This window comes from Paractinoplanes toevensis, assembly GCF_018332695.1.
Taxonomy (GTDB): Bacteria; Actinomycetota; Actinomycetes; order Mycobacteriales; family Micromonosporaceae; genus Actinoplanes; species Actinoplanes toevensis.
In genome coordinates, this window is the sequence record NZ_BOQN01000093.1 from 1 (window position 1) to 25896 (window position 25896).

The window sequence follows — 25896 nt, forward strand, 5'->3', positions numbered from 1 at the left end:
CCGTTCGTGGCACAGTCCCCCTATGGGTTTGGTCAAGTGGGGGCTGGTCGAGGTTGGTAGGGAGTTTTGTCGCGGAGCATGGCGAATAGGACGTCGCAGCGGCGTCGAGCTAGGTAGATGAGGGCGGCGTTGTGGCGTTTGCCTTGGGCGCGCTGGCGGTCGTATTAGGCGCGGCTGACCGGGTCGGCCAGGGCGGCGAACGCGGCGAGGAAGAATGCGCGTTTGAGCTGCTTGTTGCCGCCGCGGGCGGGATGCTCGCCGCGGATACTGCTGCCGGATCGGCGGGTGACCGGCGCCAGTCCGGCATAGGCGGCCAGATGGCCCCGGGGTGGCGAACGAAGTGCCGTCACCGACCTCCAGCAAGATCCTCGCGGCGGTCCTGACGCCGATGCCGGGCATCGAGGTCAGGACCTCGGCAAGAGGGTGCGCATCAAGCATCCTGTCCACTTCGGCGGCGACCTGGTCCCGCTGTTGCAGCACGTCGCGAAGGCTGTCGGCCAGCCTCGGCAGGATCGTTTCGGCTGCGGCACTGCCCGGGACGACGACGGTCTGCTCGTCCAGCGCGGTCATGATCCGCTCGATCAGGCGTTCACCCATGCGCGGCGCGTTCTTGGTGGTGATCGAGAGCAGTTTGCGGCGGCCGGCCTTGCGCAGCCCGGCTGGTCCGCCGCAACGCGACAGCACCTCGAGGACGGCATGGTCCGGGCCGCGTCGGCGATCGCGTAGGCGTCGCGGGCGTCGGTCTTCGCGCTGCCGGGGTGCAGGTCGGCGATCCGGCGCATCGCCAGGCCGGGCAGGTAAGCGACCTGCAGGCCGCAGGCGCGAGCGACAGCGACCGGCAGTGCACCGATCGAGGCCGGCTGGTCGACTACGACCAGCACCGGGCCGTGCTTGGCGAGTTTGCCGAAGACCTGCCGCAGCTTCGCCTCGGTGTTAACCAGTGCGGCGTCGTGCAGCCGCTTGCCGCCCCGATCCAGAGCGACGGCGTGGTGACCGTCCTTACCGACATCGAGATCGAGGAACACCTGGTAGTCGTCGTGCACCGCATCGCCTCCCCGCGACATCGCCCGCTGGCACGATCGCCGATCTGGCGTCGACTGCCGGCAGCCACGTTACGAAGAGACCAACCCCAACCCTGCGGGCGGCCATGTCCCTATCAGCGGTCCATCGACGCCACCTGGCCCGGCGACAACACCCCCCGGATCATCCGTACGACAGGGGCGGTAAGTCATACCGGGCCGGGCGACCGAGCAGTCCCCGGCTGGGGACGATCAAAAAGGTAACGGGGCCAGCGCGCCCGGCGCCTCATCGCGGGTTTCGGACTCCACCCCATCGGAACCGAACGGAGTCGCATTGCAAGTTGTAATTGCCCACGATCGTTCGAATTTCCAACGCGCTCACATCCTCTGACGACGGCAGCTCTACGCCGTAGAAAGTCTTAACCGTTCGTGGATCCCATAGGTTCGCACCAAAAGTCAACGAATCCTGCTCGAACACCAGGCCCTTGACACCCAAAAACTCAAGGTAATACTCTCGGCCACTCCCACAGTCGACGAGAAGAAATGACAGAGTGGGCACGGAATCGCAGGTAAACGTCGCAGACAGCAGCATGGAGTCGTTGTACATGTCGACCACACCGTCTGGAGTATCACACTCGATGACCTCGATTCCGACAGCCCACGGCGCAAGTCCCACGAAGCTGAGCATCACTGTCACCTAAGCTTCCACCAGAGACGGAACAGGGACAACCATGACGTCGCCCTAACCGGGCCGAAGGCACCGAACGGCGAGGGCGAATTCGGATGCGGATTGCTGAGCCGAGGCTGCCGCTTCTGATGCGGCACCGGGACCTCCTGGCCGGTCTTCTTCTCGAAGTGAGGCCGGTTGTTCTTTGACGCCACATCGTACAAGGTGCGACCGTCACGGTCTTCGACGGGGATACGATTCTTGTCACCATTCATTTTCTTCAGGTACAGTCCGAACCGCTGCTTGAGACCCTGATTGTATGACCTGAATCTATCTAGGTATCCGCCACAATTGTGTACAAGCACCGGGATGTCGCCAGCAAGTACATAGTACGTGTGCAGGTCGTCAACGGTGAGGTTGTGGACGGTGGAAACATCGCCGTAGGCCTGAACGGCGCGGACCGTGACCCGGGTGCCGTCCGGACGCAGCAGTTCCATACCGGGCTTCAGCTGGTCGGCGTGAAGCCAGGTCTGCTCGTCGGCGACCCAGAACGGATGCCCGTCCGTGGCCGTCATCGTTCCGCCGTCGGTGCTGATCCGGACCAGATCTTTGTCGCCGTGGCCGGTGATCAACGCCGTCACCGGGCGGGCGCCCTGGTCACCGGTGACCGGATCGTCGGCCACGACCTCGTCGTCCAGTTCGATGTCCTCGATCGGCTTGGCGCTGCCGTCGGCCATCAGGACCCGGGTGCCCGGCAAGAAGCTGTTCGGCGTCAGGCAGGATTCGCCGACGTCCTCCGCCAGTTCCTTGACCGAACGACGCTCGGCCTGCCGCGCTCCGGTCTTCACCACGCCCTTGAGCGCGCCGGCCCCCCGAACAGCTGTCTTGGCCTGGCGGACGCCCGGGACCAGGCTGGCGACGCCGACCGCGCAGTTGAGGGCCTCGCCCTTCGCGCAACTCTTGGCGGTGTCGATCGCGCCGGCCACCGCCGCTACCGCACCGGCGGCCACCGCGACCACCTGGGCCGGTGGTGGCAGGAAGGCTGCGACGGTGGCGATCGTGCCGGCGACCGTGGCGATCGTGCCGGCGTTGTTGACGACGGCCTTGGCCGCGGTGGAAACGCCGCTGGCGACCGCGCTCGCCGCCTTCTTCAGGGCGCCCCAGAACAAGCCATCCGGGTCGGCGAAGGTGGTCGGGTTGTTGTTGGCGTAGGCGTACGGGTGCAGGCGCTGTGGGTCGTACTCGTCGACCTCGGGGTCTACCGAGATGAAAGCGCCGATGCGCGGGTCGTAGAAGCGAGCGCCCAGCAGGGTCAGGCCGTTCGGGTCCGCCACTCCGCCGACGAAGCCCTTCTGGCCGGCCGGCCACGGTGCCTGGGTGGAGCGGGCGTTGCCGTACGGGTCGTTGTATTTGATCGTGTCGACTCGGGTTACCGCGTTGACCGCCCAGGTCGCGGAGTCCTGGGCATCCGACGCCAGCCAGATGATGTCGCCCTTTTTGCTGGTCGAGTCGGTGCGGGAGGCGATCGTGTCGCCGGCGTGCTCGTAGTAGCGGGTCGCGGTGGTCCCGGACGTCGGGGTGGTCGTGTATTCATGGCCGTAGACGAAGACGGTGGCCGCACCGTTGGGGTCGACGCGGGCGATGCGGTTGCCGTCGACGTCGTACACCATGGTGGTGTCGCCCTCGGGGGCGTTGATCTTCGTCAGCTTGCCGTGCGGGCTCCAGGTGAAGGTCTCGGTGCGGTCGCCGACCTTGCGGTAGGTGAGGTTGCCACGGGTGTCGTAGTCGTAGTGGTCGACCTGGTCACCCGTGGTGACGGTGCGGGCCGCGTGCGAGCCGTCCTGGTAGTGGTAGTCGGAGACCGCGCCGGTCAGGTGATCGGTGACCCGGTCGCGCGAGCCGTGCTGGTCGAAGGACCAGGATTTCCAGTACGGCGCCTTACCGCCGGCCGCCGCGGTGCCGCAGGTGGCCGACGCTTGGGACCAGGCTTGGGTGAGGCGTCGCAGGTAGTCGTAGTCGAAGCACTGCACGTCCTGCTCACCGGCGCGCGGGGCGTCGTCGGCGTCCTGCGGCTGGTTCGCGATGGACCGGACGTTGCCGGCGTCGTCGTACGAGTACTTGAGCGCGGCGACGTTGGTGACGCTGGCGTCCCGATCGAAGTAGAAGCCGGTCAGCCGGCGGGTCACGTCGTCGTACGTGTAGGTCTGGTAGGTCTGCGGTGCGGCCGCGCCGAGGGTCCGGCTCAGCGTCTCCCCGTACGGCGAGAAGGTGGCCGCGTTGACGTAGGTGCGGACCGTGCCGGATGGCGACGACGTGCCCGCGAGTTTGACGACGTTGCCCAGGTCGTCGTAGGTGCGGGTGACGATCTCCCGCTCCATCGGGCCGACCTTCGGCTCGCTGGTACGCCACGGCAGACCGTTGACCGTGTACGAACCGGTCCGCGTGTACGTGCCGGCCAGCGCGGTCAGGCCCGGCATGGCGGGAACGACCGACCGGTCGTCGATGACCTGATACGCGTCGTTGTACTCGTAGATCTGCCGACTGAACGTGTAGCCGTTGACGATCGAGGTCGTCTTGGTCAGCTGGCCCTTGGCGAGAGTGTCGTACTCCCAGGTCGCGGCCTTGACACCGTTGAAGTAACGCTCGATCTGCCGGCCCAGGTCGTCGTACGTGGTGGCGACGACGTCGCCGTTGGCGTCGGTCGACTTCACCACGTCGTCGGCGTTGTTGTACTCGACCGTCGTGGCGCCCTTGTCCGGGTCGGTCGTCTTGACCTCGCGGCCGCGCAGGTCGTACTCGTACTTCCAGGTGAACTCGCCCTTGGCCACCGTGGCCAGGTCACCGCGCGGGGTGTACGTGTACGTCGTGGCGTCGTAGTCGCCGGTGGGCGCCGCCCCGTGGAACTCCCGCTTCTCGACGACATCGCCGTCGGCGTTCTCGATCTCGACGGTCGGGGTGCCCCCGGCCGGCGGGGTCACCGCCGTCTGCCAGCCCGCCGCGTTGCCGCCGTAAGCGGTGGTGGTCGCCCACTTGCGCGTGTTGTGCGACCAGAGAGCCTCCTCGACCACCCGGCCGAGCCGGTCGTAGGTCGAGACCGTGCGGTTGCGGTCCTCCCCCGGCGTGACCTCCACCAGAGCGTTCCCGGGCGAGCCGGAGAAGTAGTTCTGGTCCGACTCGTAGTCGACCTGGCCGCGGTCGTTGTAACCGGTAGTGGTGACCAGGCGGGCGCCGCCGAGCGCATCCTCCTGGGTCTGCACCGAGCGGTAGAGCGAGTCGAACAGGCCGATCTCGGTGACGTAGTTGCTGTTCGGGCCGAGCCGCTTGGTGGTGACGGCGAGCGGGCCGTCGTTGCGGACCAGGTAGCCGAACTCCAGGTTGGGGGTGGCGGTGGCCTTGGCCCGACCGGGCAACCACACCTTGGCGAGCCGGCCCACGGCGTCGTGGGTCAGGTCGGTGCGTTTGTTGTTGGCGTCGAGAATCGAGGCGGGTTCGGCCCAAGCCGGGTTCTGGTCGGTGACGATCTTGTGACCGAGCGGGTTGACGGTGGTGGTCTGGGTGACCGGGCCGGGGCCGGCCGGCACGTACGCCGTGGTGGTGACCTTGCCGAGCGCATCGGTGGCGCTGGTGACGCGACCGAGGGCGTCGTAACCGGTGCCGGACGTGGTCGCGTAGGTGGACCCGTTGCTCAGCGTGTCTTCCCTGGTCGGGTGGCCCTTGGTGGGTGCCGCGCCGAACGTGTCGGAACCGTCGTAGAACGTCCTGACGTCCGAGACGACGTCCGCGGGCCGCGAGGCCGTCTCGGTGCAGGCCTTGGCCACCGTCTCGGTGCGGGACACGAGGCCGCGCAACCACGGGTCACTACTTCCGACGTACGTATAACGGGTGCACTTCTCGTCGCCTGCCTTTGCCGTGTCGCCGAGGTCGTTCGACGTCTCGGCCAGGCCCTCGTCGTTGTAGTCGGTGCGCACCTCGGTCTGCCGCCAGACCCCTGCGGCGATCAGCTTCCGGGCCCGCTGCACGCTGGGCGCGATCCGGAATGCCTGGTCACTTCCGCCGGTGCGGTCCCGCTCGGCGGTTTTCTTGATCCAGTACGCGGTGATCGACGTTTCCGCCACCGCGCTGCCGTCGAGGCTGGTCTCCTCCAGGGTGGAGCCGGCCAGGGCCTGGTGGTCGGCGTACGTGGCACCGGTGCTGTCGGTGACCTGAACATTGCGCTTGGTGCCGTCGGGCAGTGGCTGGTCGTCGAGGCCGCGGTAGAAGCGCTTGCGCGTGGCCAGTACCTTGCCGGTGTCGGTCTGCCCGACCAGCGTGGTGACCTGGGTATAGCCGCGCCACTGGCTGTAGGTGCGGTACTTCTTCTTGGTCAGCTCGGCGTCATCCCAGCCCCACAGAACCGTGGTGCCGCCGCCGTCGGCGGAGTACTGGTAGCGGGTCAGGATCGGCGGCTGGTTGGCGGTCCGCTCGGACTGGGTGATCTCGGTGACCACGTACTTACGGAACCAGTCCATGGTGGGCTCGTAGTAGCCCTCCGGCGTCCAGTACACCGGGTAGCAGAGCCGGGCATTGCTCTGCGGGGTGGGCAGATCGCCGTAGTCGCAGTCCGGGGCGGAATAGCTGACCGTGATGTCGGCGCCGGACTCGGTGCGAACATTCTGGACTCGCCAGCGGGAGAACAGCTGGGCGCCGGCGATCGCGTTCACCTGGTTGGTCAGCTCGACACCGGTGAAGACCACCGGCGGGTCGGTGATGGTGCCGCCGACCAGACCGGCATGGGTGATCTGCTTCAGCCACAGCGACGCCGAGTGGGCCGCCTTGGGTGCCTTGAACTCGTGGTCGAGCGTCCACGACTCGACCGGCGAGAACGCCGTCCCCGACCGTACCTCGGTCTGGATCTTGGTCAGTCTTTTGATCGAGAAGAACGTGGGCGCGAGCTTGTCGGTGCAGGGTTCGGCCGCGCACTCCCGGTCCCAGGGCACGTCCGGCCAGTTCGCGGTGACCGGCTTGCCGTCGGTGTAGCAGGAGGTCGCGAAGCAGCGGTCGGCGGTGCTGAACACGACCCGCGCGGTGGCCGCGACGTCGGAGTAGGCGGTGTTCAAGCCGTACTCGATGCGGTCGAGGTTGCCGCCCCGGTCGAACGCGACCCGGTTGTCCTTGGCCCCGGCGGCGCCGTAGTGGCCGGTCTCCTTGGTGTAGTAGTAGCGGGTCATGTTGCCGTCGGTGTCGACCTGCTTGTCCAGCAGCCAGCGCCAGGCCTGGGCGCACGACGAGTCCTTGAACGCCGTCGCGTGGCAGGACTCGCCGTCGTGGTTGCCGAAGACCGGCACGGTCCAGCGCGAGTTGGCGGTGCCCGGCTCGGCGGCGAAGTAGTTCTTGGTGCCGTCCGGGGTGGTGATAACCCAGCGCTCGGTGGTGGCGGCGTCCTTGGTGGCGGCCGCACCGGCGAACTCAACCTTCCAGTTGCCGTCCTGCGCCGGGCGCCAGGCTCCGGTCGCGTCGTCCTTGACCAGGCCGACGTTGGCGCCGCCGAGCGAGACCGTGATGTTCGGGGAGGTCCCCTTCCAGCACTGGTCGGCGGTCTTGGAGTCCTTGTTGTTGGGGTCCTTGTCGGCGACCTTGTCCAGGTCCTCCGAGCAGGTGGCGTAGGTGCGCTCGACGAAACCGGGCGAGTAGTCCCAGCCGTCGCCGGCCCAGGACGCCTGGTTGTTACGGCCCGCGGTGCGCCCGTCGACCATCTGCGAGGAGTAGTTGAGCGCGATCTCCGGGGTCGGGCCTTCGGCCGGTGGCAGCCGGATCGCGTTGGTGTAGGTGAACGCGCCCGAACTGTCGCCGGCCGACCAACTGCCGGACGCCTGCAGGTCACTGGCCTTGTAGTCGCCCTCGCCCGACTCGTCGGTGGCGGCCACGGCCACCAGCGTGGTGGCGGCCGACACCGACAGCGTGGCCGACAGCGTGGACGTGCCGGCGTCGCGCTCGGTACCGACCGGCGTGGTTGCCTGGCAGTCGGAGCGCTCCGGCGTGCTGAGCGCACAGCCCGGCAGGGTGACCAGGCCGAGCCGGCTGGCCCAGTCACCGCCGTACAGGCCGGCGAACTCGTCGTAGCCCAACGAGGCGTCGACCTCGCCCGGCCCGTCCGCGGTGATCGTGAGGGCCGGACCGCTCAGGCCCAGGCTGGTGGACTGCTCCTGGGGCAACGTCGACACCCATACGCGATCGGGGGTCTTCTTGCCCGGCACCGCCGCAACCGTGACCTTCATGGCCCCGGCCTTCCCGGTAGCCGACCGCCGGTTGGCGGAGGCCAGACTGAGATCCACCGATCCCGTTGCCGGCCAGCCCGCGGTGGAGCCGGTCCAGTGGCCGCCGTCATCGGCCAGCGGCACCACCGTGGTCCGGGCCGTGTGGGCATCGGTCGCGGCCACCTGATCCACCGCGCGGCTGCCGGACAGCTCCGGCGCCACCCAGTGGTAGATGAGGAAAGACGTTGCCATCAGGGCCGACACACTCAAGGCCAGTCGGCGACGGGCCGGGGAGAAGACGTTTCGCTGCTGTGACATCGAAGACTCCGTCAGATCGTCGCGCGGTCAGGCCGAGGCGAGGTTGGCGACGATGTCGCCCTCGACGGCATTGGTCCAGATCCGGGTGTCGTCAATGAGGCCGCCGAGATAGCCGGACAACTGGCCACCCTTGGTGGCGGCACAGCCGATGGTCAGCGGGCCGTCCGCGTGCCAGGTCACGGGCGGCCCAGCGACATCGGCTGCGCCTTGACGGACACCGTTCACGTACAGGCGAAGCGAGTTCGTCCCGAGGTCGTAGGTCGCCGCGAGATGGGTCCACGCGCCTGGCTCCGCCGCTGCGTCGGAACGCACTTCGGAGAGCGTCGTGCTCCCGTCGCTGTGTGGCATCACGAACCGCCAGCGGGCCGCCGTGCCGTCGTACTCGAGCCGGAAGGCCTGCCCGGCCGCACCGGACTGGGCCAGCAGAGTGCGGGTGCCACCGAGTTCGTCGAGCAGCACCCAGGTCGCGACCGTGAAAGAGCCGTCGGTGCGGACCGCCGGCCCGGACGACGCGGCACACGAATTGCCGGTCAGGTCGAGGCTCAGCGAGCTGTCCGGGGTGTTGCCCCGGTCATCGCCCCATCCGTACTCGCCCGCGATGGTGAGGTCACGGTGGTTACCGGACAGGTCCTGCAGGTAGGTCGGCTCGTCGGAACTCGGACCGTCGAACGGCCAACGGCCCTCCAGTTTCACCGGCCTCTTGTTACCGCGCACCGCCGCGATATCCGCGTCGGTCAACGCGCCACGCCACACCTGCACGTCGGAGATGGCGCCGGCGACCAGGTCGGCCGGGCCGTCGTTGAACTTCGAGCAGCCGATCACCAGCGGGCCGGTGGCGTCCCAGAGGGCGGGGGCGCCGATCCGGGTGACCAGCTTGCCGTCGAAGTACAACGCCATCGTCCGGCTGGTCGCGTCGTAGACCGCGGCAAGGTGGATCCACTTGCCGACGTTCGCGGCGAACGAACCCTCTGCGGTATAGGCGTTGTACGCGGTGCTGTCGTTGCTGTCGCCGTTCTTCAGGTGAAAGGAGAAACGGCCATCGCGGGCGCCTAGATACCAGGAACCGATGTGCTGACCTTCCTGGCTGACGAAGGTCTGGAACTGGGCGTCGCCGCTGGTGATCCGGCCCCAGACCGCGACGCTGAACGACTCGTCGGTGTGAATCACCGAACGGGAGGTGCGGACACACTGGTCGGCGGTGTGGTTCATGTCGAGCGCCGAGTTGGTGTGGCCGAACTGGTCGTCGGTGTAGGTCGCGCCGTCCCGGACAGTAGCCGGGTTGTCCGCGACGACCAGGTTGGTTCCGGCGGGCCGCTCCTCATCCTGCTTGAATTCGAAAGCGGCGGCCGGCCCCGCGGGCAGCTCGGTGGCGGCCCGGCGGATCTGCTCCTCCGAGAGCAGCCCCTGCCACACACCCACGTTGTCGATCTCGCCGTTCATCTCGTAGCCGCCGAAGCCGGTGGAGCTGCCGGCGCAGCCGATCCGGAGGCCGTTACCGTTCCAGAAGCCGTTCGGCGCGGCCGCTTCGGCCGCGAGTGTTCCGTTGACGTAAAGACGCACCAGCTTCGCGACCGGGTCGGCGGTCATAGCGAGGTGCTGCCAGGTGTTCAACGGTGGGCTGGACGGGGCGATGGCGTTCAGCCAGCCCGGCGAGTCGGAGTCCGCCGTGGTGTACGAGACCTCCCATCTGTCCAGTAACGGGTTGTATTCGATCATCAGGCTGACCATCCGGTTGCCGGTGATCGCCGCAAGGGTGCGGTAATTGCTCTTGTCGTGGAGCTTTGCCCAGCCGGCGATGGTGAATTCGCCGTCGCTGCGGACCACCCCGCCGGTGCCCGTGCACCCCGCGCCGGTAACCCCGAGGGCCGCAGTCGGGTGACCGGCGCGGTCCGGCCCGAAGGTCGCGTCTCCATGCAGGGTGAGATCATGGCCGGCGCCGGAATCGTCCCGCGCGTCCTCGTTGAACCGGTACGCGGCGACCGGTTCAGCGGCGGTGATCCGCCCCGTGAAGAAGTTGAACTCGGTGCGGTCGGAGATGTTGCCGGCGTTGTCCCGCGCCCACACGTACACGCTGGTGCGCCCGGCCGCGACCGCGAAGCTGATGCTCGCGGTGCCGGTCGAGGTCACTGAGGCCTGCTCGGCGTCGACCCCGATCCCGTACGCGAAACGCTGCATACCCGAACCGGCATCGGAGGACGAGAACTCGAGGGTGACGGTGTCACCCTCCTTCGGCGCGCCCGTGGAGGTGCGCCGGACGTACGGCGCTGTCGGTTTGGTGGCGTCGACCCGGAAGTAGCAGGTGCCCGACCAGCCGGTCGAGTCGACGTTGTCGGTGCCGAGGACGTGCCAGTTGTAGGCGCCGTCGTTCAGGTTGCCGGTGGTCCAGCCCGCCTCGGTGTTGGCGGCGACGAAACCGGAGGTGTACGTGCTGGTGGTCGGCCCGGTCACGCCGAACTTGACCCGCACCGTGCCGTCGGCGTCGGCCGCCTTGCCGTACAGCAGCGGGGTGTTGTCGTTGATCCACGGCCCCGGCGAAGCGGAGCAGTTACCGCCCGGGCTGGTGCGGGTGGCCACCGGACTGGACGGCTTCGACTGGTACTCGGCGAGCAGTTTCACGTCACCGGGCTTGAGCTTGATCCAGTTGCCGCCGCTCTCGGTCGGCACCCGGAAACCGAAGCCGATGGCGGCCCCGTTCGCGTCCGCGACCGACTGCAGCTTGGTCTTGACGTCGGTGGTGAACTTGACCCAGTTCGGGTTCTGACCGCAGCTGCTGCCGTTCGCCTTGACCGTCACCGTCTGCAGGCTGTCCAGCCACTGACCGGACATACCGTCCCAGGTCGGGGTGTGCCCGTCGATCGTGCCGGTGTGCCACAGCGTCAGCGACTCACCCGCGCAGGACGCGCTGTGGGTGGCGTACGCCTCGACGCTCGGCGTGTTGATCACCCGCTTGCCCTTGAGCGCGGTGACGTTGAACTGGGTGACCGCGCGCCAGAGGTCACCGTTGTTGTCGTAGTTGGAGCCGACCCGGATGTCCTCCCGCGGCCAGGCGCTGCCCGACGTCCAGCTGGTGTCCGGGTTGCTGTCGTTCAGCGGCGCCCACTTGGCGTAGGCGCTCGAGTAGGTCGGGTCGATGTAGATCGGGTAGGCCGGTTTCCCGGCGAACAGCGCCGGATCGGCCTTGACCGTCAGCGTCCGGCCGGTCAGCGAAACCTTGACGTCGCGCGGCCGGGCCGCGTCGCCCGGGGTCCGTACATTGGCTTTCGCCCGCGAGTCCCACGCCGTTGCCCGCGCCGACCGGGCCAGCCGGCCGGACGGGCCGGCGATGGTCAGGACACCGGCCGACTCGGTCACGCCGGCCGTGCCACCGACCAGATACCGCGACTCGCGCACGGCCGGGTTGCCGGCCGCCGCGGCCGTCCGCACCACCAGCGTGTGCGAGAAACCACCGGCCGCCGCGCGGACGACCAGGTCGACGTCGGGATAGACGTTGGGGTAGGTGACCGTGTCGCCGGCCGGCACCCCGGCCGGCAGAGGCGTCGGCCAGGACAGGGAGAACTCGGCGCCGGCACCCCGATAGGTGGCGAACGGGCCCGACCCGCCGGCCGAGAACGCCACGTCGGCGGCCGCCTGCGGGCGGAACTTGCCGTCAGCGGCGAGCTGAAGCCGGGTGTCCACGGCGATCCACCGGCCGCCCCGCTGGACCCGCTGCGGCTCGGCGAACGCCTCCAGGACGAAGTTGCCGGACGGCAAGGCCGTGACCTTCGTCGTCTCGTCAGCCTCGGACAGCACCTCGACCGGCACATCGCAACGGATAGCGAGCTTCTGGGCGGCGAGCTCGTCGGCCGCGACCGCTTCCGGACACACCGCGGCTTGCGCGGGCGACGACAGAATGGTGCCGACGAGAACGGTAGAAAATGTGGACAGGACGATTAAGCCCGCAATTCGGGCATGCGCCGATAACACCGAGTGCTCCCCCGTGAAGCCTCAAGCAGACTATGTGGACACGGGGAAACCCACTGCGGCAAACAGCATCGGCACCCGATCGGCCCCGCTCGATCAAGTACGTGTATGTACGCTAGAGCGGAGTGATCAACTCAGTCAATGTCTAATTAGACATGCATCGGTCAGGCCGGCTGGGCGCGCCAGTAGGCGAGTGTGTCCGACAGCGTCTGCTCGATCGGGATCTCCGGGACCCAGCCGGTGTCCAGCCGGATCTTGGTGGCGTCCCCGCGCAGATCGGGGACGTCGGCCGGCCGCATGCGGGCCGGGTCCGGCTCCGTCCGGATCCGGGCCTCCGATGCCGTCAGCAGCAGGTCCAGGATCTCCTGCCCGGACCGGGACCGGCCGGTGCAGACGTTGTAGACCTCGCCGACCGTGCCCTTGGCCGCCAGCAGGATGTAGGCCCGCACGACGTCCCGGACGTCGGTGAAGTCGCGTTTGGAGCTCAGGTTGCCGACCCGCAGCACCTCTCCGCCGTCGCGCTCCAGCTCGGCGATCTGCTTGGTGAGGTCGGCGACCAGGTAACCCGGTTGCTGGCCCGGTCCGATGTGGTTGAAGGGCCGGGCGATGACGGATTCGACGCCCAGCTTCGCGTACATCGAGACCAGGTTCTCCTGGCCCACCTTGGCCACCGCGTACGGGCTCGGGAGGTCGAGCGGCGTGGACTCGTCCAGCGGCAGCCGCGCGGCGTCGGTCATGCCGTAGATCTGACCGCTGCTGACCACCACGATGCGCGGCTTGATGCGCAGGGCGAGGCAGGCCTGGAACAGGTTGATCTGCATCGCCAGGGTGGACGTCACCGCCACCACCGGTTCCTTGAACGACAGTGCCGGTGAGGCGAAGGCGGCCAGGTGGAAGATGGTCTCCGGCCGGAGTTCGTCCAGCAGGGCGACCACCGCGTCGTAATCGGTGAGGTCGGTCTGCCGGATATGGCCGTCCGCGCTTCCCGACAGGGAGGTGCCGTAGGCCTCCGCCTCACCCGCCTGCCGGAGCGCCGCCATGAGGTGGGCGCCGGCGAACCCGGTGGCCCCCGTCACCAGCGCCGTCATTGCGGCGCACCGTACTTGTTGATCACGGCCAGAAGTCGTCTCGCGCTCTCGTCCCAGTTCGAGGTCCGCGCGCGTTCCAGGCCCCGGCGGCGCAGCTCGGCGGCCAGAGCCGGATCACCGAGGACCTTCTCCAAATACATCACCAGGGAGTCGACGTCATAGGCGTCGACCAGCACGCCGGCGTCGCCGACGACCTCGGGCAGGGAGGAGTTGTTCGCCACGATAACCGGAGTGTTGCACGCCATGGCCTCCAGGGGCGGCATTCCGTACCCCTCGTACAACGACGGGTACACGAACACGGTCGCGCCGCTGTACAGCGCCGGGAGATCCTCGTCCGGGACGTAACCGGTGGTGATGATGTCCATGTGCTGCAGCTCGTCGAGCCGGTTCTTGATGTCCTGGTCGAGCCAGCCCTTGCCGCCCGCGAGCACCAGGGAGTGCGTCTCGCGCACCTCGGCCGGCAACTTCGCGTAGGCGTCCAGGATGCTCCGGATGTTCTTCCTCGGCTCCAGCGTCCCCGCATACAGGATGTAGGGCTTGGTGATCTTGTACTTCGCGGCTACCGCGTCGACCTCGTTCACGGGGCGCGGGTAGAAGAAGCTGTGGTCGATGGCCGGGCTGACGATCGAGATCTTGTCCGGATCGGTCCCGTAGAACTCGATGATCTCCCGCTTGGAGTTCTCCGAGATCGTGACGATGTGCTCGGACTTCTCGATGGTCAGCGGCACGTACCGGGTGAGGAACTCGCGATTGCGCCGGGCCACGTGCTCGGGGTGCAGCACGAAGGAGAGGTCGTAGATGATCGCGACCGCGCGGCTGCCCATCGGGAGCGGGTAGCGCACGAAATTGGGGAACAGGAACAGATCGGGCTTGCTGCCCAGCATGACGTCGATCGGCGGTGACGTCACCTTGCGGACGACCGCGTTGAACATCTTCAGGTGCATGTACCGGATGAAGCGGTAACTGAGCCGAGGAGACTCCGGGATGGGCCGGACGTCCGTTCCCTTCCCCAGGAAGGCGAACGAGAAGATCGTGTAGTGATTTTCCTCGTCCAGCCGGAAAAGGGCTTCGAGCAGGTTCTTCGTGTACTGGCCCACGCCCGTGCGCTGGCGGAAGAGGGGCGTTCCCTCGATGAACACTCTCAACGGCGCCACTGAACGGCCTCCCTGTCGTATCTGTTGATGGTGTGACGCCTACTGCTGAGCAGCATCCAGGTAGATCTGGTGGGTCGCCTCCGCGGTCGCCCGCCACGAGAACAGCGGCAGGCGCGCGCGTCCCCGGGCTGCCATCTCGGCCGCGAGTTCCGGCCTCGACAGCAGTTCGGCGATCTTCTGCGCCAGATCCCCGGCCGCGTGCGGGTCGAAGTACACAGCCGCGTCCCCGTACACCTCGGGCAGGCAGGTCGCGGTCGAGGAGACGACCGGCAGGCCCTGCGCCATGGCCTCCAGGCCCTGCAACCCGAATCCCTCGGACAGCGACGGGTAGACGTACATCGCGGAGTTCCGGTAAAGCCAGGTGAGCTGGCCGTCGCTGATGAAGCCGGGCATGACGACCCGGTCGGCCACGTTCAGCGACTCCGCCAGCGCGAGCAGGCCCTCCTGGTAATCGCCGGCCTTACCGGCCAGCACCAGCTTCACGTCCGGCCGGCTGCGCGCCACGAGGGCCAGGGCCTCGATCAGGACCCGGACATTCTTGTACGGGAAGTAGTTGCCGACGTAGAGAATGAGCGAGTCCGACGCCGACACACCGTCGAGAGTCTCCTCCCGGGCCTCGGTCAGCTCGGCCGAATCGGCGGCGATCCACACGGCCGAGACCTTGGCCGGGTCGAGACCGAAGCGTTCGATCAGCTGGTCCCGGACGTAACCGGTGTCCGTCACGATGCGCGTGGCGGTGGCCAGTTGCCGCTGGAAGATCAGGCGGAACGGGAGACGCTTGGCCTTGCCGGCGAGACGCTTCGGCAGCGATCCCCGGCTGGTGTCGAAGTCCAGCAGGGTGAGGTCGTGGACCGTGACCACCTTGGTGCCCCGGTAGAGGGCGGCCGCGTTGGGGGTCACGAAGTGCACGACGTCCGGCGCCAGGTCGCGGAGAACCTTGGGCAGCGTGGTCTGCTCGGCCGGCGAGTACGGGTCGATGTTGCACTCGACCCGCCGGAAGTTGGCCTCCTGCGGCTTCCACCGCGCCCAGTCGTCCTGGCGCATCAGAACCACGTACTCGTTGGTGCGGTCGATCGCCTCCAGCCCCTCCAGCAGAGCGGCGGTGTACCGGCCGATGCCGGTCCAGGACAGCATTCGCCCGTCGATCACGATTCTCATGCGGTCTTCGACCCAGCCGATCCGAGGTTGAGGATTGCGGTCTCTTCCAGCGCCGGGTTGAGGACGACGGTCTGGGCCAGGTCATCCGTGCGCCGGGACCGAGCCTGCTGCTCCCGCACCAGCCGCGCCCCGGCGATCAGCAGCCCGATGACCACCCAGGTGCGCAGCAGCGAGAACGACTGGAAGAAGTTGGCCTCGACGGCCATGCCCACCAGGGCGAACGCGTACGGGCTGGACGGATGGTCGAGCCGGGTCCGCACGACACCCCACAGCGCCCGCAGGATGAGCCAGAGAAGGGGCAGCGCCAGCAGGACGCCGACCAGACCCAGCTCGCTGAGGAAGGTCAGGTAGTCGTTGTTCACCGGCTGCAATGCGTTCGCCTCGGCCGGCGACGAGGTCGAGGTGCCGTCATGCAGCAGCAGGCGCGCGTTGTTGAACCCGACGCCGGTGAACAGGTGCTCCTTGATGATGTCGACGGTCGCGGGCCAGAGCTCGTACCGGGTCTGGGCCGACGGGTCGTTCACGTCCATGGCGTGCCCGGTGAACGAGCCGACCACGCCCGGCTTCACCGGCTCGCCCACGGGGGTGGACGGTGCGGAGGAGGGCGACGACGCGTCCGGCGCGGTGGCCGACGGGGCCGTCTCGGCCAGGCGGGCGTTGTGCTGGGCGCTGGCGAGCAGCAGCATCCCGGCCACCACCAGCAGGGTCAGCACGCCGGTGCGCACCAGGAAGAGCAGGGGACGCCAGGCCCGGCCGACGGCGATCAGCACGAGGACGGCCAGCCCCAGCCCCGCGATGGCGCCCCGGGACAGCGTGAGCAGGAACAGGGCGAGAGCCAGCACCAGCAGAACCTGCTCGAAGATCGAGGCCTTCCGGGTGCGCCAGTACCGGGTCAGCAGGATGCCGAGCGGCAGGAACATCCAGTGACCCAGATAGAGCGGCTCGAGCGAGAACGACTGCACCCGCGGGAACGGGTAGGCGCCGGTGGAGCTGTTGTACTGCGGGAGGAGCTGCGTCCAGGACTGGGAGAGGCCGTAGGCGTCACCGATGAACTGGAAGTAGCCGAGCGCCAGCACCACGACCAGCACCCACAGCACGACGTTCTCGAACATCTTGAGTTCGCGTTCGCGAATGTACTGCGCCAGCAGCCAGCCCCGCCCGAGTGCGAAGCAGAAGATCAACGACGCCAGGACCGCGACCTTGAAGTTGAAGGCGGTCAGGGCGGCCACCCCGACGGCGACGGCCAGCAGGCCGAACGCCAGGGCGATGCCGGTGCTCGGCCAGGCCCCGCCCTTCTTCCGAAGCCGATCCCAGGCCATGACCAGACCGCGCTGCAACAACAGCAGGAACGCGAGCAGTTCCTGCGGCGCGAGCCCGCGGCTGTCGACCAGCGAGACGTAGGGGAAGCTCGTCGCGAAGTGCGGCACCCGGTCCCAGGACATGATCACCGCGGTCAGTACGAGACCGGCCACGAACAGTGCGTCGGAAATGATCGCCGACCGACTGCGCCCCGAGGTTGGAACCGCCGAGCGAAGCTCTCGCACCATTGATTTCAACACTGCAGTCCAATCATCTCGCCGCAGCTCCGCTCCGGCGCAAGGGCAGCGCCGCCCGCAGGACTTCCTTGTCCTGCTCGGAGAACCCGCGCAAGGCGTACAGGGCGACCACATACACAGCGATGTAGACGGGCACTAGCCAAATGCTCCGATAGAACAGCATGCTGGCCGCCATGACCAGGCTCGCCAATATCGGGCGCCACAGGACGCGCCAGTACGGGAGCTCGAAGACGTGGCGATTGATCATTATCGTGCCGATCACGAGAACGATCAGTTGGGTGGCGACACTGGTGATCGCCGCCCCGGCCAGGCCGAACATCGGGATGAGGAGGAAATTGACGGAAACGTTGAAGACCACGCTGAGCAACGCGATGTAAGTGTTGAGCTGCGGCCGGGTGCTGGCGTGGAAGATATTGGCGGTGATGTGCGCGATGAACGTCGGAATCAGGCTGAAGCTCATCAATTGCAGGACCAGAATGCTGTCCGGGTACTTGCTGCCGTAGAACAGCGTGATGACCTGAGCGGCCAGTAACGACAGCCCGACCGCCAGCGGGAAGCACAGGTAGCTGAAGTACTTGACCGCCCGCATGGTCAGCGCGTGCGCCGCGGCCTTGTCCGAGTGCAGACGGGCCGAGGTCGCCGGCAACAGCACGCCGGCGAAGATGGCCGGCACGATCAGGAAGAGCTCGAAGATCCGGTACGCGGCCGAATATTCGCCGACCACGTCCGTCGTCTCGAACAGTCCCAGGATCAGGGTGTCCACCCGGTAGCTGATGGCCACCAGCACCGCCAGCGAGGCGAACGGCAGAGCCAGCTTCAGGAGGTTGGTGTACTCCTGGTTGGACGCGGGCCACTGGAAGTGGAAGAGCTTCCGGTAGCTGTTAACCGCCTTCATGTACAGCGCATTGACGATGGTCAGGGCGGATGTCATCGCGACGATGACCACGATGCCGTAGCCCAGCGCCAGCAGCAGCGCACCCAGACCGGTGGTCAGGAACGCGATGCCGATCCGGCCGTACGCGTCGTACTGCATGATCTCGTATCCGCGGAAGATCGAGGACATGCTCGTCGTGTACGCGGTCGTGATCAGCGTCAGGGCGCTGAGGATGTACATCCAGGTGAGGTCGGCCGGCATGTGCGATACCAGCACTACCGCGATGATGGCCAGGCTCGACAGGAAACCCACCGCGACCTTGATGACCAGCATCCCGGAACCGATGCGATTGATCGACTGCGGTTCGGCGGCGATCAATTTGACACCGAGGGTGCTGAAGCCGAAGTCCGTCAGGTTCGCGGCAATTGCCATAACCGACAGGACGAGAGCCTGCTTGCCGTACTCCCCGCTGCCGAGCGTCCGGGCCACCAGGACCAACTGGATCAGCAGCGTCGCGCGGGCGACGAACTCGGCCACGTACAACGCGGCCGCGTTCTTCAGGATTCGCCGGTTCTGGCTCATGCGGTGATGCGGTGGAAAGAGGTGCCGACGGCGAACATCGACCTCACCGAACGAGGCTGGTTGGCGGCACGAACTGTCGCGGAATCCGGGTGCTCTCGATCTGCAGGTCGTTCTCGACCATCATTTCCACGAGTTGCGGGAATGAGACCTCGGGCTCCCAGCCCAGGACCTTCTTGGCCTTGGTCGGGTCGCCGTGCAGGAGGTCGACCTCGGCCGGCCGCATGAATCGCTGGTCCTGCTTGACGTAGGGCTTCCAGTCCTCGATGCCGACCGCCGCGAAAGCGAGGTCGAGGAACTCGCCGATCGAGTGGGTCTCCCCGGTCGCCAGCACGTAGTCGTCCGGCTCGTCCTGCTGGAGCATCGCCCACATGCCGCGGACGTAGTCGCCGGCGAAACCCCAGTCCCGCTTCGAGTCGAGGTTGCCGAGCGAGAGCGAATCCTGCAGCCCCAGCTTGATCCGAGCCACCGCGCTGGTGATCTTCCGGGTCACGAACTCGTGGCCACGACGAGGGGATTCGTGGTTGAACAGGATGCCGCAGGAGGCGTGCAGGTTGTACGACTCGCGGTAGTTGACCGTCATGTGGTGCGCGTAGGCCTTGGCCACGCCGTACGGGCTGCGCGGGTGGAACGGGGTCAGCTCGGTCTGCGGGGTCTCCCGGACCTTGCCGAAGAGCTCACTCGTCGACGCCTGGTAATAGCGGATCCGGCCCTTGCCCTCGTCCACGATGCGGATCGCGTCGAGCAGGCGCAGTGCCCCTAGCCCGGTAATGTTTCCGGTGTGTTCCGGCTGCTTGAACGAGAACGCAACGAACGAAATGGCAGCGAGGTTGTAGACCTCGTCCGGCTGGCAGTAATTGACAGCCTCGACCAACGAGGTCATGTCGCCGAGATCGCCTTCGAGCAGCTCAACGGCCGGGAGCAATTGCTCGACCATTTCCCGCTTGGGGTTGTTCTGCCCTCGGATCAATCCGAAAACCTGATATCCCTTACCGACCAGAAGCTCGGCGAGATAGAGCCCGTCCTGGCCCGTGATGCCGGTAATCAGGGCCCGCTTCTGCACTGGTGCCATCCCCGCTGGTTCTCCGTCCGGTCGGTTCAATTCCTCGAATTGCGGCCCCGCCATTGGCACGGCAAGGCGCGGTCATGCTACGCGAAGTCTGTGATCCCATCTACCCGGGTCCCGACGGGCTGCCGTACCGGTTTGTGCAGTTCCTGACCTCGATCACGCCACGAGTGAGCGGGACAATCCGGGCTGTGACCGAACGCGTCCGGAGCCACCCCGGGCGGGGTGGGGTTCGGGCTACTCGTCCGTATTATTCGGTTTACGTATTTACCGGCACGCATGCCGAAATGGAACAGGCCCGGCTTCCCGGTCCCGGTCGGCATATTGTCCGAATCCGCGCCGCCGCAGGCCCCGGACCTCGGGCGGAGGCGACCGCCCGGTTGCCCCGTACGCCCCGATTCACCTTTGGGTGACAAACCTCACAAGCGGGTGACCGAGGAGTTCCGGCGATCGGTCGTCGGATGGCGCCGAAACTCACCCCTTGTCCAAACGGAACTTGCGATAGAGTCACGGAACTTACGAACCGCGACGCCGGGAGTTCTGAAGGCATGACGAGCACCGAGACCGCGACCGCCGGTCAAGCGGAGGGCGTGGCCGGCCGGGCCATCACCAACCCCGTGCTGACCGGGTTCCACCCCGACCCCTCGATCCTGCGGGTCGGCTCCGACTACTACATCGCCACCTCGACGTTCGAGTGGTTTCCCGGCGTGCGGCTGCACCACTCGACCAACCTGGTCGACTGGCGCCCGCTGGGCGGTGCCCTCGGCGAGACCCGGCTGCTCGACCTCACCGGGGCCGGCGACTCCGGCGGCGTGTGGGCGCCCAGCCTGACCTTCGCGCACGGCGAGTTCCACCTGCTCTACACCGACGTCTCGACGTTCGCGGGCGGTTACTGGGACCCGCAGAACTACTTGACGACCGCCAAGGAGATAACCGGTCCGTGGTCCGACCCGGTGGTGCTGCACGGTCGCGGCTTCGACGCCTCCCTGTTCCACGACGAGGACGGCGAGACCTACATGCTGTCGATGGTCGCCGACTGGCGCCCGGGCCGGAACCGCTTCGGCGGCATCTCGATCCAGCGCTACGACCGCGCGACGAAGACGCTGACCGGCGCCGAGCACATGATCTTCAAGGGCACCGAGGCGCGGGTCACCGAGGCACCCAACCTGTACCGCAAGGACGGCTGGTATTACCTGGTCACCGCCGAGGGCGGCACCAGCTGGACGCACCAGGTCACGGTCGCCCGGTCGAAGGACCTCCTCGGACCGTACGAGGCGGACCCGGCCGGCCCGCTGCTCACCTCGAACGGGCACCCCGAGCTGACCCTGCAGAAGGCCGGTCACGGCAGCCTGGTCGAGACCCCGGCCGGTCAGTGGTATCTGGCGCACCTCGTCGGCCGGCCGTACTCCACGCTCGGCCGCTGCGTGCTGGGCCGCGAGTCGGCGATCCAGGAGGTCACCTGGACCGAGGACGGCTGGCCGCGGATCGCCGGCGGCGTCCCGGCCGACATCGTGCCGGCCCCGCTCGGCGTGGCCGTGCCGGCCGGTCGCCCGGTTTCGACGGAGGATGCCGAGGACGACGACTTCGACGCCGAGAAGCTGGGCGTCAACTGGTCGACGCTGCGCCGCCCGGCCACGCCCGACTGGGTGTCGCTCACCGAGCGGCCGTCCCACCTGCGCGTCTACGGCGGGCAGTCGCCGATGACCCGGCTGCGGCCGAGCCTGGTCGCCCGCCGGGTGACCGCGCGCCGGCTCACCTTCGACGCGGTGATGGAGTTCCAGCCCCGCAACTACCGGCAGCTCGCCGGAATAACCGGCTACTACAACACCCGGAACTGGTATTACCTGTACGTCACGGCCGAGGACGACGGCACGCCGGTGCTGGGCATCCTCGCCTGCGACAGCGGCAAGGTCCGGGTGGTCCCGGACGTGCGCCGCGACCTGAGCGGTGTGTCCCGCCTGGCGCTGCGCCTGCGCTTCGACGGGCCCGAGCTGACCTTCGCGTACGCGACGGAGCCCGGCGCCGAGCCGAAGTGGGAGGACCTCGGACCGGCGTTCGACGCCACCACGCTGTCGGACGAGTACGCGGCCAGCGTCGTCGACGGCGAGCCCGAGGCGTGGGGCTTCACCGGGGCCTTCGTCGGCCTGTGGGTGCAGGACCTGGGGCGCGAGGGCGGTTTCGCCGACTTCGACCGCGCCACCTACAAGACCTCTGGGTGAAGAGGGGTGCCCGGGCCGGGCAGGGTGCGCCCGGCCCGGGTATTTAACCGAACACGTTCGTTACCATCACCCGGTGACCCCGCGCCCGGAGCCCGTCAGCCGCCGTGACCGTCCGGCGAAACCGCCGCTGAGCAGGGCCGGCATCGTCGAGGTGGGGCTGCGGATCATGCGCGCCGAGGGCCTCGAGAAGGCCACCATGCGGCGGCTGGCCGCCGAGCTGGACACCGGCCCGGCGTCGCTCTACGTCTACGTCGAGAACATGGCCGAGCTGCACGGAGCCCTGCTCGACGAGCTGCTCGCCGGCCTCGACCTCGAGCTGGAGCTGATCGACCTGCTGGTCGGCTACACCGAGCTGCTGCTCGGGCAGCCCGCGCTGGCCCGGTCGGTGCTGACGCTGCGCCCGGCCGGCCCACGCTACCTGCGGTTGATCGACGTCGTGCTGGGCCGCCTGCACGACCTCGGCGTACCGCCGCGCGCGGCCGCCTGGGGTGTCGACCTGCTTCTGCAGCAGGCCACCGCGGCGGCCGCCGAGCACGGCGCCGGCGACGACGACCGCGGGCAGGTGGCCGCGGTCCGCGATGCCGACCCGGCCGGCTATCCGCACATCCACACGGTCCGCGACGAGCTGTTCTCCGGAACCGGCGAGGAGCGCCTGCGCTGGGGATTCGCGGCGCTCCTCGACGGGCTCAGGCAGCGCTGACTACAACGCGGCCGCGGCGGCGCGACCCGCCTGGCGACCCGAGAAGAGGCAACCGCCCAGGAACGTACCCTCCAAGGAGCGGTAGCCATGCACCCCGCCGCCGCCGAAACCGGCGACCTCGCCGGCCGCGTAGAGGCCGGGGATCGCCGCGCCGGAAGCATCCAGCACCTGGCCCTGCAGGTTGGTCTGCAGGCCGCCGAGGGTCTTGCGGGTGAGGATGTTGAGGCGCACCGCGACCAGCGGCCCCTTGCTCGAGTCGAGCAGCTTGTGCGCGTCGGCGGTGCGGCTGAGTGAGTCGCCGATGTAGGACAGCGCGTTGCGGATGCCCATCACCTGGGCGTCCTTGCTGTACGTGTTGGTGATCTCGCGGTCCCGGGCGTCGATCTGCCGCTTCAGGTCGTCCAGGTCGATCAGGTTGGTGCCGGTGATCCGGTTCATCCCGGCGACCAGCTCGGGCAGCGTGTTGGCGACCACGAAGTCCTCGCCGTACTTCTCGAATTTCTGCACCGGTTCGGGCGTCTGCCAGATGCGGGACAGCAGCTGCCAGACGTTCTTGTTGGTGAGATCCGGGTTCTGCTCGGAGCCGGAAAGCGCGAACTCGGCGTCCACGATCTCCTGGGTGGCGACGAACCAGGAGTAGTCGTAGCCGGTCCCGGTGATCGTGCCGAGCGTGTGCAAGGTGTCGTAACCGGGGAAGTCGGGGGCGCTGAACCGCTTGCCCTTCGCGTCGAGCCACATCGAGGACGGTCCGGGCAGGATCCGGATGCCGTGGTTGGGCCAGATCGGCGCGTAGTTCTTGATGCCCTCGGTGTAGTGCCACATCCGGTCGGGGTTGACGATCCGGCCGCCGGCCGTCTGGGTGATCGCCAGCATCCGGCCGTCCACGTGGGCCGGCACGCCGGTGATCATCTTGGTGGGGGCCTTGCCCAGGCGGGCCGGCCAGTTCTGCCGGATCAGGTCGTGGTTGGCGCCGATACCGCCGGACGTCACGATCACGACGGGGGCGCGCAGTTCGAAACTGCCGACCGCGGTGCGCGAGCTGGGCGTGCCGCGTGCGGCGGTGCTGGGTTCGAGGATCGCTCCGCGTACGCCGGTGACCGCTCCACCGGTCTTGACCACCTCGTCCACCCGGTGCCGGAACTTGAAGACCACCTTCCCGGCGGCCACCCCGGCGCGGACCTTCTTCTCGAACGGTTCCATGACGGCCGGCCCGGTGCCCCACGTCACGTGGAAGCGGGGCACCGAGTTGCCGTGTCCGGTGGCCAGTCCCCCGCCGCGCTCCGCCCAGCCGACGATCGGGAACCACTGCACACCGAGACCGGACAGCCAGGACCGCTTCTCACCGGCCGCGAACTCCACGTACGCTCGCGCCCACTTGGCCGCCCAGTAGTCCTGGCCGGCCGGATCGTCCACCCCGCGGTCGAACCCGGCCGTGCCCTGCCAGTCCTGCCAGGCCAGGTCGACCGAGTCCTTGATGCCCATCAGCCGCTGCTCGGCGGAGTCCACCAGGAACAGCCCGCCGAACGACCAGAACGCCTGCCCGCCGAGGCCGGCCTCCGGTTCCTGGTCGAGCAGCAGCACCTTGCGCCCGGCCGCGACCAGCTCGGACGTGGCGACCAGCCCCGCCAGCCCACCACCGACGACGATCGCGTCGGCGTCGTAGGCGGCCGCGGCCCCGAAGGCGGGCGACGCGACCTGGGCGACGGCGGTCGCGGCCACCGCACCACCGGCGACCGCCAGTGCTCGGCGACGACTGATACCTGACTCCATGTGCCCTCCCGGGGGCCGGTGACGTGGACCACATGGAAGCAGTTCGATCGATCGCGGCGATAGTCGCCGATCGCCAAGCCGGGGCCGACTCGTTGTAGCGTCCGGACATGATCGTGAACTGGAGCGCCACCGAGCTGTCCGCGGCCATCCGCCGCAAGGACGTCAGCTGCGTCGAGGTGATGACCGCCTACCTGGACCAGATCGAGCGCCTCAACCCGTCGGTGAACGCGATCGTCGCCCTGCGGCCGCGCTCTTCTCTGCTGCGCGCGGCCGCCGCCGCCGACCAGGCCGAGCCCACCGGCTGGATGCACGGCTTCCCGTTCGCGGTGAAAGACCTCGCCGACGCGGCCGGCCTGCCGACCAGCGCCGGCTTCTTCCGCGACCCACCGCCGGCCGTCGCCGACTCACTGCACGTCGCCCGGATCCGCGCGGCCGGCGCCATCGTCATCGGCAAGACCAATGTGCCCGAGTTCGGGCTCGGCTCGCACACCTACAACAACGTCTACGGCACCACGCTGAACGCCTACGACCAGACCCGTTCGGCCGGCGGCAGCAGCGGCGGCGCGGCGGTCGCGGTGGCGTTGCGGATGCTGCCGGTGGCCGACGGCAGCGACTTCATGGGCTCGCTGCGCAACCCGCCCGGCTGGAACAACGTGCTCGGCCTGCGCCCGTCGGTGGGCCGGGTGCCGAGCATCGCCGACGAGGTCTTCGTGGCCCAGTCCGGCGTGGAGGGCCCGATCGCCCGCACCGCGACCGACCTGGCGGCCCTGCTGCAGACGATGTCCGGCTACCACCCCCGCGCGCCGCTGTCCCTGCCCGACGCGTCCTTCACGTCGCTGTCCGCCGACGTCCGCGGGCGGAAGGTGGCCTGGCTCGGCGACCTCGGCGGCTACCTCCCGATGGAACCTGCGGTGCTGCAGGTGACCCGGGCCGCGCTGTCCGATTTCGCCGGCCTGGGCATCACCGTCACCGAGGCCCTCCCCGACTTCCCGCTCGAGGACCTCTGGCCGACGTGGCTGACGCTGCGGCACTGGCTGGCCGGCTCGGACGCTCCCGCACCCATCGAAACCCTCAAACCCGAGCTTGTGTACGAGCTGGACGGCGCCCGTGGCCTGACCGCAGCCGACGTGCTAGCGGGTTCGGTCCGGCGCAGCGCCCTGTACCAGGCATTCCGCAAGCTTTTCGAGACGTACGACTACGCGGTGCTCCCGACCGCCCAGGTAATGCCGTTCGACGCGGGTTCGCACTGGCCATCCCGCATCGGCGAGGTAGAGATGTCGTCCTACCACCGCTGGATGGAGGTCAGCACCCTGGCCACCCTGATCAACGCCCCGGCCCTGGCGATGCCGGCCGGCTTCAGCACCGACGGCCTGCCGATCGGCCTGCAGGTGATAGGCCGCAACCACGACGACCGCTCCCTGCTGGAGCTGGCCCTGGCCTGGGAGCACCAGACCGCCTGGGTAGACCGAGTACCCCCACCCCTGCTGACCTAGATCCACCCACAGCGCCCACCAGCCACCGCGGGCGCATCGCCC

At 68.1% G+C, this 25896-nt stretch carries 13 protein-coding genes and 1 pseudogene; 3 read left to right on the forward strand and 11 right to left on the reverse strand.

Going from position 1 to position 25896, the window contains the following annotated elements; genetic code table 11:
- Positions 1-32 precede the first annotated feature (32 nt).
- From Ato02nite_RS35865 to gmd, 10 genes and pseudogenes are all read right to left on the reverse strand, one after another.
- Positions 33-1064, reverse strand: a pseudogene (locus Ato02nite_RS35865) (IS110 family transposase).
- Positions 1065-1305: 241 nt separating this feature from the next.
- Complete coding sequence (locus Ato02nite_RS35870; RefSeq protein ID WP_213011134.1) at positions 1306-1707, reverse strand: hypothetical protein; 402 nt, start codon at positions 1705-1707, stop codon at positions 1306-1308.
- A gap of 5 nt (positions 1708-1712) precedes the next feature.
- On the reverse strand, positions 1713-8237 hold the full coding sequence (locus Ato02nite_RS35875) for a polymorphic toxin-type HINT domain-containing protein (protein WP_213011135.1): 6525 nt from the start codon (positions 8235-8237) through the stop codon (positions 1713-1715).
- Between the two features lie 27 nt (positions 8238-8264).
- Entirely contained in the window at positions 8265-12101 is a 3837-nt protein-coding gene (locus tag Ato02nite_RS35880; RefSeq protein ID WP_213011136.1) for a LamG domain-containing protein, read from the reverse strand.
- Positions 12102-12361: 260 nt separating this feature from the next.
- On the reverse strand, positions 12362-13285 hold the full coding sequence (locus Ato02nite_RS35885) for a GDP-mannose 4,6-dehydratase (protein ID WP_213011137.1): 924 nt from the start codon (positions 13283-13285) through the stop codon (positions 12362-12364).
- On the reverse strand, positions 13282-14439 hold the full coding sequence (locus Ato02nite_RS35890; protein ID WP_213011138.1) for a glycosyltransferase family 4 protein: 1158 nt from the start codon (positions 14437-14439) through the stop codon (positions 13282-13284). Before Ato02nite_RS35890 ends, Ato02nite_RS35885 begins: the two co-directional genes overlap by 4 nt.
- A gap of 39 nt (positions 14440-14478) precedes the next feature.
- Positions 14479-15597, reverse strand: a complete 1119-nt coding sequence (locus tag Ato02nite_RS35895) for a glycosyltransferase family 4 protein (protein ID WP_213011139.1) — start codon at positions 15595-15597, stop codon at positions 14479-14481.
- Positions 15594-17069, reverse strand: coding sequence for an O-antigen ligase family protein (locus Ato02nite_RS35900; RefSeq protein WP_213011140.1), 1476 nt, complete (start codon positions 17067-17069; stop codon positions 15594-15596). The genes Ato02nite_RS35895 and Ato02nite_RS35900 overlap by 4 nt, the downstream gene beginning before the upstream one ends.
- A gap of 97 nt (positions 17070-17166) precedes the next feature.
- Positions 17167-18609 (reverse strand): flippase, encoded by a 1443-nt coding sequence (locus tag Ato02nite_RS35905; protein WP_213011141.1) that lies wholly within the window; start codon positions 18607-18609, stop codon positions 17167-17169.
- A 43-nt stretch (positions 18610-18652) separates the two neighbouring features.
- Positions 18653-19678, reverse strand: a complete 1026-nt coding sequence (gene gmd, locus Ato02nite_RS35910) for a GDP-mannose 4,6-dehydratase (protein ID WP_213011142.1) — start codon at positions 19676-19678, stop codon at positions 18653-18655.
- A gap of 542 nt (positions 19679-20220) precedes the next feature.
- On the opposite strand from gmd, the gene Ato02nite_RS35915 reads away from it, so the two are divergent.
- A complete protein-coding gene (locus tag Ato02nite_RS35915) occupies positions 20221-21891 on the forward strand; it encodes a glycoside hydrolase family 43 protein (protein WP_213011143.1) in 1671 nt (556 codons plus the stop codon).
- Positions 21892-21964: 73 nt separating this feature from the next.
- Entirely contained in the window at positions 21965-22591 is a 627-nt protein-coding gene (locus Ato02nite_RS35920) for a TetR/AcrR family transcriptional regulator (protein ID WP_213011144.1), read from the forward strand.
- Here the strand turns inward: Ato02nite_RS35920 and Ato02nite_RS35925 are convergent, their stop codons facing one another.
- Positions 22592-24361, reverse strand: coding sequence for an FAD-binding dehydrogenase (locus tag Ato02nite_RS35925; RefSeq protein ID WP_213011145.1), 1770 nt, complete (start codon positions 24359-24361; stop codon positions 22592-22594). It lies immediately after the preceding gene.
- Positions 24362-24468: 107 nt separating this feature from the next.
- Here Ato02nite_RS35925 and Ato02nite_RS35930 point away from each other — a divergent pair, with 107 nt between their 5' ends.
- Positions 24469-25854, forward strand: coding sequence for an amidase (locus Ato02nite_RS35930; protein WP_213011146.1), 1386 nt, complete (start codon positions 24469-24471; stop codon positions 25852-25854).
- Positions 25855-25896 lie beyond the last annotated feature (42 nt).